At 72.6% G+C, this 14,811-nt stretch carries 12 protein-coding genes; 4 read left to right on the top strand and 8 right to left on the bottom strand.

Annotated elements, in window-relative coordinates:
- Window positions 1-747: 747 nt before the first annotated feature.
- Window positions 748-1,176, top strand: a complete 429-nt coding sequence (locus tag ACVCAG_RS31665; RefSeq protein ID WP_440087131.1) for a hypothetical protein — start codon at window positions 748-750, stop codon at window positions 1,174-1,176.
- A 533-nt stretch (window positions 1,177-1,709) separates the two neighbouring features.
- On the opposite strand, the gene ACVCAG_RS31660 is transcribed toward ACVCAG_RS31665, so the two are convergent.
- The 7 genes from ACVCAG_RS31660 to ACVCAG_RS31630 all read right to left on the bottom strand — a co-directional run bounded on the left by ACVCAG_RS31660 (window position 1,710) and on the right by ACVCAG_RS31630 (window position 11,168).
- Window positions 1,710-3,122, bottom strand: a complete 1,413-nt coding sequence (locus ACVCAG_RS31660; protein ID WP_440087132.1) for an FGGY-family carbohydrate kinase — start codon at window positions 3,120-3,122, stop codon at window positions 1,710-1,712.
- Between the two features lie 381 nt (window positions 3,123-3,503).
- Window positions 3,504-4,178 (bottom strand): hypothetical protein, encoded by a 675-nt coding sequence (locus ACVCAG_RS31655; RefSeq protein ID WP_440087133.1) that lies wholly within the window; start codon window positions 4,176-4,178, stop codon window positions 3,504-3,506.
- Window positions 4,175-4,720 carry a sigma-70 family RNA polymerase sigma factor gene (locus tag ACVCAG_RS31650; RefSeq protein WP_440087134.1) on the bottom strand — a complete coding sequence of 182 codons (546 nt, stop codon included), beginning with the start codon at window positions 4,718-4,720 and terminating at the stop codon, window positions 4,175-4,177. The genes ACVCAG_RS31655 and ACVCAG_RS31650 overlap by 4 nt, the downstream gene beginning before the upstream one ends.
- Before the next feature lie 594 nt (window positions 4,721-5,314).
- On the bottom strand, window positions 5,315-5,476 hold the full coding sequence (locus tag ACVCAG_RS31645; RefSeq protein ID WP_440087135.1) for a hypothetical protein: 162 nt from the start codon (window positions 5,474-5,476) through the stop codon (window positions 5,315-5,317).
- 38 nt (window positions 5,477-5,514) lie between these two features.
- Complete coding sequence (locus ACVCAG_RS31640; RefSeq protein ID WP_447190982.1) at window positions 5,515-8,967, bottom strand: non-ribosomal peptide synthetase; 3,453 nt, start codon at window positions 8,965-8,967, stop codon at window positions 5,515-5,517.
- A 156-nt stretch (window positions 8,968-9,123) separates the two neighbouring features.
- A complete protein-coding gene (locus ACVCAG_RS31635; RefSeq protein WP_440087150.1) occupies window positions 9,124-10,146 on the bottom strand; it encodes an iron chelate uptake ABC transporter family permease subunit in 1,023 nt (340 codons plus the stop codon).
- A gap of 2 nt (window positions 10,147-10,148) precedes the next feature.
- Window positions 10,149-11,168, bottom strand: coding sequence for an iron chelate uptake ABC transporter family permease subunit (locus tag ACVCAG_RS31630; RefSeq protein WP_440087137.1), 1,020 nt, complete (start codon window positions 11,166-11,168; stop codon window positions 10,149-10,151).
- Between the two features lie 355 nt (window positions 11,169-11,523).
- Here ACVCAG_RS31630 and ACVCAG_RS31625 point away from each other — a divergent pair, with 355 nt between their 5' ends.
- From ACVCAG_RS31625 to ACVCAG_RS31615, 3 genes are all read left to right on the top strand, one after another.
- Complete coding sequence (locus ACVCAG_RS31625) at window positions 11,524-11,988, top strand: nuclear transport factor 2 family protein (protein WP_447190981.1); 465 nt, start codon at window positions 11,524-11,526, stop codon at window positions 11,986-11,988.
- Window positions 11,989-12,156: 168 nt separating this feature from the next.
- The gene (locus ACVCAG_RS31620; protein ID WP_440087140.1) at window positions 12,157-12,831 is read left to right on the top strand and encodes a pyridoxamine 5'-phosphate oxidase family protein; all 675 of its coding nucleotides are present in this window, start codon (window positions 12,157-12,159) and stop codon (window positions 12,829-12,831) included.
- Window positions 12,832-12,910: 79 nt separating this feature from the next.
- Complete coding sequence (locus tag ACVCAG_RS31615; RefSeq protein WP_440087141.1) at window positions 12,911-13,552, top strand: response regulator; 642 nt, start codon at window positions 12,911-12,913, stop codon at window positions 13,550-13,552.
- A 113-nt stretch (window positions 13,553-13,665) separates the two neighbouring features.
- Here ACVCAG_RS31615 and ACVCAG_RS31610 read toward each other — a convergent pair.
- Window positions 13,666-14,811 (bottom strand): GAF domain-containing protein (locus tag ACVCAG_RS31610; protein WP_440087142.1); only part of this gene is annotated, 1,146 nt, incomplete at its 5' end.

Genomic DNA, 14,811 nt, shown 5'->3' with positions numbered 1-14,811 from the left:
GGCGTCCCGGCGACCGCGCCGCGATCCGGCGGCGGGCCCCGCGGACGCCCGCCCTCGTCGTCGCCGGCGCCCTCGGCCATCACCGCGAGACCACCGCCCGTCTCCCCGGGAAAGGCGGTGGAGGCCGCACCACCGGGGAACCCGGAGAACACGGATCGTAACCGTCGGGCCTCACGGGAACGGCGACCCGCGAAACTCGGATAAGCGGTCTTACCAGTACCGGAACGGATCGGCCCGGACTTTTACCGAGCCTCTCCGGCGATCATATTGAGTTGTTCGCCATTTGGCCATGATTTCGGGAGCACTGAATTAACCTTGGCCATGACTTCGGAAGCACTGGATTCACCAGGGCGAATTCCGCTCGTCAATGTTTTCCGGCGGAAGCGACACCGGCGGCCTCGTGTGACCGGGCGTCGTCCATTCGGCACGCCTGACGAGGAGTCACCGGAAGCGGCCGTCTCAGCGTGAGGAACAGGCCCCGAAGGGCCCGGCCTGCTTCGAGGAACGTCGCACCGGTCCAGGACTCCTGGCCGCGCCGGGCCGACGAAAACCGGAGCCCGGGTGAGCCCGGCGAAACCGGCGAAGGCGATGTGAGGGAACGGCTGGAAAAACGGCCGACTCTGTCAGATGGTGAGGAGTGACAGCAAACCCGTCATATCCATGTCAACGTACGACCACCGGCGACGCCCGGCCGGCGAGCCACCGCCCATCCCGGGAGGAGTCCGGCGGAAAGACGAGAGGAAGAGCATGGCTCAGACGACCGTCGCCCTCCTGCTGGTCGCCGCCCTGACCGGCGGCACCGCACCGGCGCACTCCGGCCTGACACCGGCGGACACACGAGCGGCCGTCCTCGCGCCGGTCGCGGCCGCCGCCCCGGCGACGGGCGCCGCCGCGCGGGGGAAGACCGCCGCTCCGAATCTCCGCGCGTGCTACGACGGGAAGTGCAACCTCACCCTTTCGAAGGCGGTGCGCTTCCGGGTCAGCCCCCGGTTCGGCGTCACCCGGCTGTCCATCTCCTTCGGCCGGACCTCCGTGCGGGTGCGGGCCACCGGGCCCGGGGTGACCTCGCAGGCGGTGCTCGGCCTCCGCTCGACGGGGTCGGTCAACGGCATCGGAATACGGGTGGTGTCTCTCTCCCGCGGCAAAGCGGTGCTGAGGCTCTCCCCCAGACGCTGACTCGGGAAGGTGGCGCGAGCGAGGCGCAGGTATGCGATCCCGCTGTCCCAGTACACCCGTTCGACGGCGCCGTCCCTGGATCGGCCACTCCAAGTTTTCGCCGCCGCTTCGTGTTGACCCGCGAGGAGGGTGACTGAAGGACGAGGCAAGGCTCTCGACCGGAGGGGTGACGGGGGATGCGGTGGTGGCCTGAACGCCGGCGACGACGTGCGGCCGAATCCGACTCCTTCGCCGACCTCTTGCCGGCGGCGGCGCGGAAACAGGGTGTCCCCACTGCGCGGCGCCCAGCACGCGTACCGGATGGCCGTGAACTCTCCCAATCCCGAGGCGGCATTCGAGCGGGTCATCGCGACACGGCACCCGGAGTTCGCGCCCATGGCACACACATGCCTGATGGACTCACGCCGCCAACGGGGCTGATTTCCATCTCCGCTCGCGCGTTGTCGTCAGCCATGGCGACACCTTCCGAAGTCGGGGATCGTCCTGGCTCTGACCGTACGCCGCGCTTGGCTCGTCGAATCGCCGGATTGTCCTCATGGGATATCGAGGATGTTCGCGCAGGCCACGGCGTACCGTTCGCGGATCGCCGGCACGGCGTCCGCCTCGTGCGTCTCGACCTGCCCGACCGTCCACGACGGCGGTCGCTGCCCGCCCGACAACACCCAGGCCGCCTGACGGGCGGCGCCGTCGGCGACGTACTCCCCCAGTGGTGGGACGAGCACGGGGCGGCCGAAGACTGTGGGAGCGATCCGGCGCACCGCCTCCGAGCGGGCGCCGCCTCCGACCAGGATGACCCGGTTGACCGTCATGCCCTGCTCGATCATTGCGTCCAGCCCGTCGGCGAGGGCGCACAGCATGCCCTCCACCGCCGCGCGGGCCAGGTGTGCGGGGGTCGAGGTCCGCAGGGTCAGGCCGTGCACGGCTCCGGTGGCGTGCGGGCGGTTCGGTGTGCGCTCGCCCTCCAGGTAGGGCACCAGGACCAGCCCGTCGGCGCCCGGCGGTGCGGACAGCGCCAGCGCCGACAGCCCCGCGTGGTCCACTCCCAGCATGGTCGCGGCCGCGTCCAGCACCCGGGCGGCGTTGAGCGTGCACACCAGCGGCAGGAACCGGCCGGTCATGTCGGCGTACCCGGCCACGATCCCGCTCGGGTCCGCGGCCGGCACCTCGGAAACGGTGGACACTATGCCGGAGGTGCCGATCGACACGATCACGTCGCCAGGCTCGGCACCGACACCCAGCGCCGCCGCGGCACAGTCGCCGGCGCCGGGGCCCAGCGGCGCGCCGGTGCGCAGGTGCCCGGCCTGACCGGTCGGCCCGAGCACCTGCGGCAGCAGCACGTCGTCGCGGCCGAACGCCAACCGGAGCAGGTCCAGGCGGTACTCATCGGTCGCGGCCGACCAGTATCCGGTCCCGCTGGCCTCGCTGCGGTCGGTGCGCAGCGCATCGAGGCCCGGTGCGCCGGACAGCCGCCAGGTCAGCCAGTCGTGCGGCAGACACACCGCGGCTGTACGGGCGGCGTTGCCCGGCTCCGCCGAGGCCAGCCAGCGCAGCTTGGTGACGGTGAAACTGGCCACCGGTACCAGGCCGACCGCCTCCGCCCATGCTCGCTGTCCCGCCTCGCCACCGCCGAGATCCGAGATCAGGTCGGCGGCGGCGCCGGCCGAGCGGGTGTCGTTCCACAGCACGGCGTCCCGGACCACCGCGCCACCCTCGTCCAGGCACACCATGCCCTGCTGCTGCCCGGCGATCGAGGCAGCCGCCACGTCGTCCAGTCCGCCGGCCTGTGCGACCGCGTCGGACAGTGCGGCCTCCCACGCGGCCGGCGGCACGGCGGTGCCGACGGGGTGCGGTGCGCGACCTTCGCGCACCAGCTTCCCGGTCTCTGCGTCGCGGATGACGACCTTGCACGACTGGGTCGACGAGTCGACCCCGGCGACGAGGGGCATCGTTCCTCCGGGGGTTGTCGGGTGAGGGTCAGGTGGCGCGGTTGGTCGGCAGGGGGCGCGACCAGATGGCCGGCGGCGAGCTGGTCGCGCAGATGAATCCGAGGCCCTCGGCACCGGCCGTGTCCGGGGGCGAAGCTCTAGAATGCTTGGTTTATTTGTCGGGCGGCTGAATTATCTCGGTTGCGCCAGGTGTGTTGTCAAGATCATGGCGCAGCTCGCAGCGGGTTACCCAGGCTGGTCATCGGTGACGTCAACAACTGCCCCGAAGAACGGCAAGCTCAAGGGCAAGCAACCCAAACTGCCCGAACCCGCCCGGGACATCGGAGCACGCGGCCCGGCGGCCCCTCGTCGCTCGGGGGCCGCCGGGCCGTGCATGAGGCGTCACCCGGTCTTGCTGTCCAGGCTCGGGCCCTGGTCCTGCTTCTCCGTGCCCGTGTCGAAGCTGGGCCCCTGGTCCGGCTTCCCCGTGGTACCGCCGTCAGCCGGCACCGGCATCGAGGTGGGCTCGCACTGCGACACCGCACCCTGGACGATCTGCAGCGTGGTCGCGAACGGAGGCCTGTCGTCGCCGTCCTCGCTCTTCGAGACGGTCAGCACCAGCGTGGATCCCGCTGGCACCTGCCCCTTCTCGATCTTGAAGCTGATCCCGTCGCCCTGCCGCCCGATGCTCGCGGCGAACCGCCCGGAGCCGCCACCTCGCGTGCCCCGCGGCTGCTTGCAGGTCTGCCCCTGCGGCAGGTAGTCCACCACCGCCTTGACCCCTGCCCCGGCCAGCTCGGCCTCCAGCCCGTCGGGATCGGTGAACGCGTGGATCTCCACGCTGACCCCGCCGTCGGCGCCCCTGGTCACCGCGTAGGCCGGGCCGCCGACGACGCCGGTCGCCACCACCACCGCGGTGGTGGCCGCCGCGACCCCCGTCACCGCGGCGGACAACCTCACCGATCGCCGCCGGAAGCCGTCCCGGGCCGGCGCCACAGTCGTCATCTTGTCCTCCGCCTTCCTGCTCGTGATCTCTTCCTTGAGTGCACCGAGAAGACGATCTTCGAAGTTGCTCATGCCCGTCCTTCCGAATACACAGCCGATGGCGAGGTGAAGTGTTCGAGGGCACGCCTGGCCCTGTGCAGCCGGACTCGCGCGGTGACCTGCCTGATGCCCAACGCCTCGGCGGCCTCGGTGACGGTGAGCTGATCGATCGCCATGAGCTCCAGCACCGCGCGCTCGCCCTCGGACAGGCCCCTCATGGCCTCCAGAGCGCTGCGCATCTGACGCTCGGCGTCGATCCGCTCCTCCATCCGCGCGAGGTCGTCGTCGTCCATCAGGCGGCGCCCCGCCAGGCGACCGGTCGCCCGCGCCTCCCGCGTGGCCCTGCGAAACTGGGCCGACACGACATTGCGCGCGATGCCGTACAGCCAGGCGATCTCGCTGCCACGCCCCGGCGTGTACGTGTCCGCGGAATCCAGAACCGCCAAGAAGATGTCCGCCGTCAGATCGGCGGCGAGGTGAGGATCGCTCACCCGCCGGACCACGAACTTCAGCACGGCATCGATGTGGCGGCGATAGAAGGCCTCAAAGGCCGCAGGGTCTTCGTTGAGGCGCACCAGCCTCGCTCCCTTCGTCGTTCGCCCTTACACCCGTACTTGGACCGGGCGACACGAAGCGTTTCCTCGCGGGTCACAGGGCCGAGGAACGCGGAGCCGGCGGCCATGCTTCGGGCCGCGACGACCACGCCCCGACCCACGCCCGCACAGAAGGCTCCGAAAGCTCCACCATGTCCGCCCCTGCGCTCACATGCGCAGCCCCCGGTCGGGGCCCTTGGTGGTGGGTGGGAGGGTGTCCGGTCGGCCACGCCCTGCTCGATCCAGGCGCGGGCCATGCCGGCGACCCGGTGTACGAGCTGCTCCTCCTTTGCGCACCAGCCGGCGGGGCCGGCCTCGTCGTCGTAGCCGGCTCTGTTTCCGCCTTCCAGGCTGCTGGAGAACGAGGGCCGCCTGGACCAGCTCGAGGTGTTCGTGGTGCCGTTGAGGGTCCAGGCGGAGATGACGCGGGCGGCCGCGATGCCCGACCCGAGGTTGTCGCCACGCAGCCGGCCGTTGGGACCGCCGGACTTGCAGTTCCATACCAACAGGTCCGCGTCCACCACGGCCCGGCGATCCAGCACCGGGTGGAGGCTGAGCCGTAGCAAGGACCGCCGGTCAGTGGGTGCGGGTGGCCGAGACGGTGACGTTGTGGGTCCACCACGCGCTGCCGGGCGCGGAGTAGACCGGTGACCACGTCGTGGCGTGGCCCGTGCACGCCCGGTCCGCCGCCAGGAACACCACGCAGGCAGTCTGCGAGCCGTTCTCGACGGCGAACATGGGCGCGTGCCGCCCCGGCCCGAGGCGGTAACCAGGTCCTACCGGCCGGGCTCTCCGGCGCCCAGGCGCTCGGTGAGCTCGTCCTCGGACATGCCCTCGACCATGAGCCAGATCTCGGCGACCGCCTCCAGCCTGCCGGGGGTCTCCTCGAGCTCGGTGAACCGCTGGGCGACGCGTGACACGGTCCGCTCGGTGAACAGCGCGCGCAGCGGGAGCGAGGAGGCGTCGAGCGCCTCGCGCAGCCGCGCGATGACGGTGGTGGCCAGCACCGAGTCGCCGCCGAGCGCGAAGATGTCGTCGTGCGCGCCGACCCTCGGCACGCCGAGCACCTGGCCGACGATCCGGGCCAGCACCCGCTCCAGCGCGCTGCCCGGGGCGGTGTAGGGCGCGCCCGTCTCCCCGGCCGCCGCGGTGACGAGGGCGGCGAGCGCCCTGCGGTCCACCTTGTTGTTCGCGGTGAGCGGCAGCGCGTCCAGGGTCACCAGCAGGTCCGGGACCATGTGCGGGGGCAGCAGCTCCCGTACGTGGGCGAGCAGTTCCTCGGTCCCGGTCTCCCCCGCCTCCTCGGCGAGCACGACCGCGGCGGCCAGCCGCGAGTCGGCGAGCAGGCCGACGGCGCGGCGTACCCGGGGGTGGTTCTCCAGCGCGGTCTCGACCTCGCCGAGCTCGATCCGGAACCCGCGCACCTTCACCTGGTGGTCGCGTCGCCCGAGGAACTCCAGCGTGCCGTCGGGCCGGTAGCGGGCCATGTCCCCGGTCCGGTACCAGCGGGTGCCCTCGTGGACGACGAAACGGTCGGCGGTGCGCTCGGCGTCGCCGCTGTAGCCGTCCGCGACGCCCGCGCCGCCGATCCACAGCTCGCCCTGCGCCCAGTCGGGGCGGTCGCGCCCGGCCTCGTCCACGACCCGGCAGGCCACCCCGCGCAGCGGCACGCCGTACGGGATCGCCGTCCAGTCGGCGGGCACCTCGCCGTCGACCTCGATCACGGTCGAGTGGATGGCGGTCTCCGTCGTGCCGCCGAGTGCGACGAACCTGGCCCCCGGCGAGCGTTCCCGCAGCAGCGCGGGCAGGTGCGTGCCGACCCAGTCGCCGCCGAGCAGGACCAGCCGCAGGCTGGGCGCGGGGCCGGTCTGCAGCAGCATCTCCAGCACCGACGGCACGCAGTTCAGCACGGTCACCGACCACCGCCCGACCAGTTCGGCCCAGCGGGTGGCGTCACGGCGGTCGTCCTCCAGGGGGATCGCCACGGCGCCCCCGCGGGACCAGAGGGCGAACAGGTCGAACACCGACAGGTCGAAGTCGAGCGCCGACACGGCGAGCGACACGTCCGCCTCACCGATCGAGAACCGCTCGACCAGGTCGCCGATCGTGTTCATCGCGGCCCGGTGCGAGACCTCGACGCCCTTGGGCTCCCCGGTCGAGCCCGAGGTGAACAGCACGTAGCCGACCTGGTCGGGGGGGACGGGCACCGGCCCGTCCAGCGGGGCGGGGTGCGTCACGGCCGAGGTGAGCGAGACCGCGACCCCGGCCGTCTTGAGGATCCTCTCCCGCCGGGCGGCGGGCTGCCCCGCCCCGACGGGCACGTACGCGGCCCCGGCCGCCAGCGTGCCGAGCACCGCCACCGCCTGGTCGGGCCCCTTGGGCAGCTCGACGGAGACCCGGTCTCCCGGCCGCACCCCCCGCTCCACGAGATGGGCGGCGACGCGCAGGGCGCGGTCGGCCAGCTCGCCGTACGTGAGCGTGCCGCCGGCGTCACCGGTGCCCCAGTGCAGCGCCGCGAGGCCGGGGGTGCGGCGCGCCCGCGCGAAGAACTCCTCGTGCAGCGTCCGCGCGGGCAGCGCCGGCTGGGCGTTGAGCTCGTGCCGCAGGCGCAGCTGGTCCGGCGAGGCGCCGATCCGCAGCGGCTCGGCCCAGTCGGCGTCCGGCGCGCCGAGGCGGGTGATCGCGCCCGTGTAGGCGGCGAACATCGCGTCGGCGACGCCGTCGGGGAAGGCGGGGTCGCGCACGTCCCAGTTCAGCAGCAGCCCGCCGGAGACCTCGGTGACCTGGGCGTCGAGGAGCACCTGCGGCCCCTGGGAGATGATCCACTCCGGCTCTCCGAAGCTGCGCCGCGCCCGGTCGCCGAACAGCTCGCCGAGGTTGAGCGCGCTGGTGTAGACGATCGGCGCGAGCACCTGCTCGCCCCGCGCCCGCGACAGGTCGCGCAGCACCTCCAGGCCGGAGTAGTCGCTGTGCTCGCCGGCCGTGTGCAGCAGCGCCTGCAGCTCGCGGGCGCGCTCGGTGAACGGCAGCTCCCGCGACAGGTCGGCCTCGAGCAGGATGGAGCCGGTGAAGTCGCCGACCAGGGCGTCCACGTCGGGGTGGATCGGCTCGCGGTGGAACAGCGGCAGGTTCAGCAGGAAGCGCGGGGTCGCCGACCAGGCGCCCATCACCTCGGCGAAGACGGCGGCGAGCGCCATCGCGGGGGTGACGCCCTCCCGGTGGGCGCGGGCGATCAGCCGCTGCCTGTCCTCGGGGGCGAGCCAGTGGTGTTTGCGGACGACCCGGTCGCCCGGCTGCGGCACGACCGGCAGTTCCGGTGGCCCGGGCAGCTCGCCGAGCCGCTCGCCCCACCAGCGCCGGTCACGGGCGCGGGCCTCGGCGCGCGGGTCGGCGGCGAGGTAGCGCGCGTAGCTGTAGCCGATCGGCGGCAGGCTCTCGCCCTCGTACAGCGCCGCGAGGTCGGCCAGCAGGGTGCGGTAGCTCATCGCGTCGGCGGCGACCATGTCGACGTCCAGGTGCAGCCGCGCCGTGCCGGACGGCAGCAGGCTCAGCCGCGCGTCGAAGACGCGGCCCGTCTCGATGGGGAGCCGCTGGGTGGACATCTCGGCGCGCAGCCGTTCCAGCTCCTCACCGGGATCCGGCACGGCGCGCAGGTCGTGCACCGTGACGGCGGGTCCAGGCCGCTCCGGCAGGACGCGCTGGGTCCCGTCGTCGGAGATCGCGGCCCGCAGCATCGGATGCCGCTCGACGAGCGCCACGACGGCCGCCTCCAGCCGGGCGGGGTCGATCTCACGTCCGTCGAGTTCCACGTAGAGGTGCGCGGCGACGGAGCCGAGCGACTGGCCGGAGTCGCGGCCGATCCAGTAGGCGTGCTGCATGAGCGCGAGGGGGAACGGCCCGTCGTCCGGCTCCGCGGCTTCCCGCCGCGTGCCGAGGCCGGCGCCGGAAGCGCCGTCGAGGACGGAGCCGGGGACGGGGACGGGGGTGGGGGCCGGAAGCGGATGCGGTGCGATGGCGCCGCGCTCGTCGAGCAGTTCCCACCACTCGGCCAGCGTGGGCCGCCGCGCGAGTTCGGCGAAGCCGACCTCGACGCCGAGGCGGCGCAGGCGGCCGGTCAGCCCCATCAGCTGGATCGAGTCCATGCCCAGCTCGATGAGGTTGTCGTGTGCCTCTACCTGCTCTCCCAGCAGTTCTGTCAGCGAACGGTGCAGTTCTTCCCTGGTCAGCACGGAACTCCCCTTAAGTCAGGTAAGGCTAACCTAATTTAGGAGGGTTCACTCGTCAACGCGCGTCTCATGACAACCCAGACGATCCCGGACACGCGATCTCTCGCCCCTCGGCCGGCCAGGACGTCCGGCACGCCGTCACCGCGAAACGCGAGTCCCTCACGCCCGCCCTCTCATCCCCTCGGTCGACAGCAGCCAGACCAGGTAGACGCCGCCGAGCACCCCGGTGACCACGCCGACCGGCACCGCGACCGGCAGGTGCAACGTCACCAGGTCACTGAACACGAGCAGCGCGGCGCCCATCAGCGCGGCCGGTACGAGCTGCGTGCCGGGCCTGCCGGTGAGCCCGCGCGCCAGCTGCGGCGCGGCCAGCGCGACGAACGGGACGGGCCCCACCGCCGCGGTCGCCACCGCCACCAGCCCCACCCCGACCACCACGAGCACGGCGCGCGTCCGCTGGACCGGCACGCCGAGCGCCTGCGCCGCGTCGTCCCCGAGCTCGCCCATCCGCAGCCGCCTCCCGAGGGCCAGCACGACCGGTACGAGCACCGCCACGGCCACGGCGAGCGGCCACGCATGCTGCCAGCCCCTGCCGTTCAGGCTGCCGGTGAGCCAGAACGCCGCCTCGTACGCCTCGCGCAACTCGGCGCGGGTGACGAGGTAGGCGTTGAGCGCCTCGAGCATCGCGGCCGCGGCGACCCCCACCAGGACCAGCCGGTAGCCGTGCACCCCGCCCCGGTAGGCGACCAGGTAGACGGCGAGCGCGGTCAGCACCGCGCCGAGGACGGAACTGGCCGCGATGGCGACGGCGCCGCCGCCGACGACGAGGATCTGCAGCAGCGCGCCGGTGGCCGACCCCGTGGTGAACCCGATGATGTCGGGGCTGCCCAGCGGGTTGCGCGTGATGCTCTGGAAGACGGCCCCGCTCAGGCCGAGCGCCGCACCGGCGAGCAGGCCGGTGATCGCCCTGGGCAGGCGCAGCGTGAGCACGATGAACTCCGTGGCCCGGTCCCCCTGCCCGGTCAGCACCCCCACCACCTCGGTGAAGGAGATGGGGAACTCACCGCTGCCGACCACGGACACGGCCGCCCCCAGGGTGGCGGCCACCAGCACGGCGCACACCACGACGACGCGCGGCTCCCACCGCAGGGACACCGTCCCGACCCGCAGGACACGACTCATGCTCACAGCTGGGGAACCCTTCCGCGACGGACCATCAGTGCCAGGAGGGGAGCGCCCAGGAACGCGGTGACGATGCCCGTCTCCAGCTCACCGGGCGCCGCGACCACACGTCCCGCGATGTCGGCGGCGAGCATCAGCACCGGCGCCAGCAGCAGCGAGTACGGCAGCACCCAGCGCTGGTCGGGACCGACCAGCGCCCGGACCACGAAGGGCACCGCCAGCCCGACGAACGCGATCGGCCCCACCGCCGCCGTGGCGGCACCGCACAGCACCACGACCGCCAGCGCCCCCAGCGCCCGTGTCCGGCCCGGCCGGGCACCCAGCGCCCGCCCCGTGTCCTCCCCGAGGGCCAGGGCGTTGAGCGGGCGCGCCAGGCAGAGCGCCAGCACCGTCCCCGCCAGCAGGAACGGGCCGATCTGGACGAAGACGGCGAGGTCGCGCCCGGACAGCGAGCCCACCTGCCAGAAACGGAAGCTGTTGAAACTGCGCGGGCTGAGCAGCATCATCCCCGCCGTCAGCGAGCTGAACACCGCGTTGATCCCGGCGCCCGCCAGGACCAGCCGCGCGGGGGTGGCGCCGGAACGGCCGCGCGACCCGACCAGGTAGACCAGCAGCGCGGCTCCGGCGGCCCCGAGGAACGCCGCCCACACGTAGACGAGGACGTCGTCCACCCGGAACAGGCCGATCACCGTCACGACCGCCACCGCGGCACCGCCGTTGACGCCGAGCAGGCCGGGTTCGGCGAGGGGGTTGCGGGTCAGTGCCTGCATGAGCGCGCCCGCCAGTCCGAGCGCCGCCCCGACGGCCACCCCCAGCAGCGTGCGCGGCAGCCGCAGCTCCTGGATGATCAGGGCGCCCTCCGAACCGTCCGGGGAGAACACTCCGGACAGGGCCTGGTCGAGCGGGATCTGCTTGGCGCCGATCACGATACTGCCCAGCACGGCGAGCAGCAGCAGGCCGCCGAGCAGGCACAGACCGGCCAGCCGTTTGGGGAGATACGCGCTCTTTACGGGAGGAGGCACACGCTTCAAGTTAGCCTAACCTAACTGAGGTGTCGACGAACGGGCCGGGCGACACGCACGACTCCCCCCGGCCTCCGGAGCCGGGAAGCACGGTCACGCCCGCTCCGGGAAGCACGGTCACGCCCACCCCGCGACGGGCCACGGGAAGGGCACCGCGACACCAAGAAGCCCCCGGACACGCGCACCGGAACCCGTACGCGACCCGCGGGTTCCGTACCGTGCACGAAGGTGGCCACGCCGGATCGGGCGGCGGCACCCGCGTCCGGAACGAACCGAGGTGGTGCGGCCCTCCGGAATGGAGGCACGCTTTTTCGGGTGCCTCCGTCGCACGAAGCACGACCATGGAGATGGTGACATGACACGTCCGCCGGTCCCGCCCTTCACCCTCGAAACCGCCGTCCTGAAGGTCCGGCTGGCGGAGGACGGGTGGAACACCCGCGACCCGGAGAAGGTCGCCCTGGCCTACACCCCGGACTCCCGCTGGAGGAACCGCGCGGAGTTCGTCGACGGGCGGGACGCGATCGTCGCGTTTCTCCGGCGCAAATGGACCAGGGAGCTGGAGTACCGGCTCGTCAAGGAACTGTGGGCCTTCGACGGGAGCCGCATCGCCGTGCGTTTCGCCTACGAGTGCCACGACGACTCCGGCAACTGGTTCCGCTCCTACGGCAACGAGAACTGGGAGTTCGACGAGGAGGGGCTGATGCGCGCGAGGCACGCGTCCATCAACGACCTTCCGATCGCGGAGGCGGACCGCAGGTACCACTGGCCTCTGGGACGCCGCCCGGACGACCATCCGGGACTGAGCGACCTGGGTTTCTAGGGAAAGCTCGCGGAGCCGCGGGCGGGATCGCGCTCCGGCGTGTTCCCGCGCTCCCGGCCGTGGACGAAAGACCCGCTTTCCAGGGACCTCGGCCCCTGCCTCGGGACCCGCCGTCGCGATGGAATGGGACCACTCGCCACCGTCCTCACCTTCTCGTTGGGAGATGTCATGACCGAACGCATAGCGACCCCCGGTGACCTGGGCAGGCGGGTGGCCCGGCTGCGTGACTCCCTGGGTCTGAGCCGCGAGCAGCTGGCCGACCGGGCCGGGGTCGACATCGGGTACGTGGGCTACCTGGAGGAGAGCGCGGCCTCGCCGGCGGCGGAGACCGTGAGCCGGCTGGCGTCCGCCCTGGAGGTCGGCGTCGAGGAGTTGCTGGGCGCGGCGGCGAACCTGCCGCCCGGTCGCGGCCGTCCCGCCGCCGGGTCCCTGCTGGAGAGGCTGACGGAGGAGGAGTGCCTGCGGCTGCTCTCCCCCGGCGGGGTGGGCCGGGTGGCCTTCAACGATCCGGGAGGACCGGCGATCCTGCCGGTCAACTACGTGATGCGCGAGGGCTCGATCATCTTCCGTACCGCCTTCGGCGGGCCGCTCGACGACAACCTGCGCACGGGTGTCCGGGGCGTGGAGCTCAAGATCGGTTTCGAGGTCGACCGGATCGACGAGGCCGGTCGCGCGGGCTGGAGCGTGCTCGTCCGGGGCGGCGCCCACCACGTCTCCTCCGCCGAGGAGCATGCCGCCGCGGAGGCCTCCGGTGTCCGGGCCTGGGCGGGCGGCGACCGCGAGCTGTACGTCACGATAGTCCCCGCCGAGATCACCGGCCGCCGCATCCGGCACGCCCCCTGAGCGCGTACGGCCGCGCGGGGGCGACACCAGGGACCTTGGTCCCTACCTGTGAGGTCACGAGGGGACTAGCGTTCGAGTCATGATTCGTGTGTTCCTGGTCGACGATCACGAAGTGGTACGGCGGGGCGTGGCCGCGCTGCTGGAGTCCGAAGGCGACATCGAGGTGATCGGCGAGGCGGGGACCGCCGAGTCCGCGGTGGCCCGCATCCCGGCGCTGCGGCCGGACGTCGCCGTCCTGGACGTGCGCCTGCCCGACGGCAGCGGGGTGGACGTGTGCCGCGAGGTCCGCTCCAGGGTGCCGGGGCTGGCCTGCCTGATGCTGACCTCGTTCGCCGACGACGAGGCCCTGTTCAACGCGGTGATGGCCGGCGCGTCCGGCTACGTGCTCAAGCAGATCCACGGCTCGGACCTGGTCGGCGCCGTGCGCACGGTGGCGGGCGGCCAGTCGCTGCTGGACCCGCAGACGACCTCGGCCATGCTGGCGCGGTTGCGCGAGCAGGCCACCCGCAAGGACCCCCTGGAGGCGCTGACGGATCAGGAGCGGCAGATCCTGGAGCTGATCGGCGAGGGCCTGACCAACCGGCAGATCGGCGAGCGGATGCATCTCGCCGAGAAGACCGTCAAGAACTACGTCTCCAACCTGCTGGCCAAGCTCAGCATGGACCGCCGCACCCAGGCGGCCGCCCTGTCGGCCCGGTTGAAGGCCCATCGGCGGAACTGACGGCGCCTCCGTCCCCGACCGGCGACGGCTCCTTCCTGAACGGCGGAGGTTCCGTCCCTGAGCGGCGACGGCTCCGCGCCCGACCGGCGGGGGGGGAGCCGGTGCCCCGGGGGTCACCCGGTGTCCCGCGAACCGTCACCCTTCCGCTCGAGCGGGACGCTCCACACCAGCCGGGTGCCGCCCCCCTCCGGTGTCCCGGTGCCGAGGAACCCGCCGAGGTCCTCGGCCCGTGTCTGGAGGTTGCGCAGCCCGCTGCGCCTGCCGTCGGCGGGAAGGCCGGCGCCGTCGTCCGTCACGGTGAGGACGAGCCGCTCCTCGCCGAGTTCCACCGACACGTCCACCTCGGAGGCCCTGGCGTGCCGCACCACATTGGACAGCGCCTCGCGCAGTACCGCCGGCAGGTGCTCGGCGATCTCCGGGGGAACCCCGGTGTCCAGCCGTCCTTCCATGATCAGGCCCGGCATGAAGCCGAGGTGGCCGCGCGCGCCCTCCACCAGGGCGACGATCTGGGCGCGCAGGCCGGCGTCGTCGTCGCCGGGGGTCTGCAGGGCGAAGATGGTCGAGCGGATCTGCCGGATGGTCTCGTCCAGCTCGTCGATCGCGTTACGCAGCCGCTCTGAGGCCTCGGGCCGATCGACGAGCCGTACCGTGCTCATCAGCGTCATGGCCACCGCGAACAGCCGCTGGATCACCACGTCGTGCAGGTCCTTGGCGATCCGGTCGCGGTCCTCCAGCAGTCCCAGCCGCTCGGCGTCCATCCGCCTCTCCGCCAGTTCCAGGGCGATCGCGGCCTGGCCCGCGAAGGAATGCAGGGTGCGTATCTCCGCCCGGTTGAAAGGGACGCGGCCCTGACGCTTGCCCAGCGACAGCACGCCCCGAACCCCTCCCGCCGCGCCGAACGGCACCGCGGCCACCGGGCCGAGCGAGACGTACTCGGCGATCACGATCGAGACCTCGGTCTCGGCCGGGTCGGTGACCGTGACCGGCTCACCGCCGGTGAACGCCAGGCCCGCCAGGGACCCGGCGATCGGGGCCTCCGCGTCCACCACCCGCCCGTGGTTCTCGCCGTCGGCGACAACGACCCGCAGGACCCGCCCGGTCTCGTCCGGCAGCAGGACCGCCGCGATGTCGGCTCCGGCCATCTGCCGAGCCCGCCGCGCGATCAGCGTGAGCACCCGGCTGGGTTCGGCGCCCGACAGCAGGCTGGTGGTGACCTCCGCCGAGGCCTGCAGCCACATCTCCCTGCGCCGGCTCTCCTC

Source organism: Streptosporangium sp. G12, from assembly GCF_052983175.1.
The sequence above is the reverse complement of the archived record's forward strand: the minus strand, read 5'-3'. Positions and strand labels throughout refer to the sequence as shown.

What these genes read in the sequence shown, in the direction of transcription:
- ACVCAG_RS31620 (WP_440087140.1), top strand. Translation starts at nt 12,157, where the DNA reads ATGACCGAACGCATAGCGACCCCCGGTGACCTGGGCAGGCGGGTGGCC.
- ACVCAG_RS31635 (WP_440087150.1), bottom strand. Translation starts at nt 10,146, where the DNA reads ATGAGTCGTGTCCTGCGGGTCGGGACGGTGTCCCTGCGGTGGGAGCCG.
- ACVCAG_RS31625 (WP_447190981.1), top strand. Translation starts at nt 11,524, where the DNA reads ATGACACGTCCGCCGGTCCCGCCCTTCACCCTCGAAACCGCCGTCCTG.
- ACVCAG_RS31645 (WP_440087135.1), bottom strand. Translation starts at nt 5,476, where the DNA reads ATGTTCGCCGTCGAGAACGGCTCGCAGACTGCCTGCGTGGTGTTCCTG.
- ACVCAG_RS31655 (WP_440087133.1), bottom strand. Translation starts at nt 4,178, where the DNA reads ATGAGCAACTTCGAAGATCGTCTTCTCGGTGCACTCAAGGAAGAGATC.
- ACVCAG_RS31665 (WP_440087131.1), top strand. Translation starts at nt 748, where the DNA reads ATGGCTCAGACGACCGTCGCCCTCCTGCTGGTCGCCGCCCTGACCGGC.
- ACVCAG_RS31660 (WP_440087132.1), bottom strand. Translation starts at nt 3,122, where the DNA reads ATGCCCCTCGTCGCCGGGGTCGACTCGTCGACCCAGTCGTGCAAGGTC.
- ACVCAG_RS31615 (WP_440087141.1), top strand. Translation starts at nt 12,911, where the DNA reads ATGATTCGTGTGTTCCTGGTCGACGATCACGAAGTGGTACGGCGGGGC.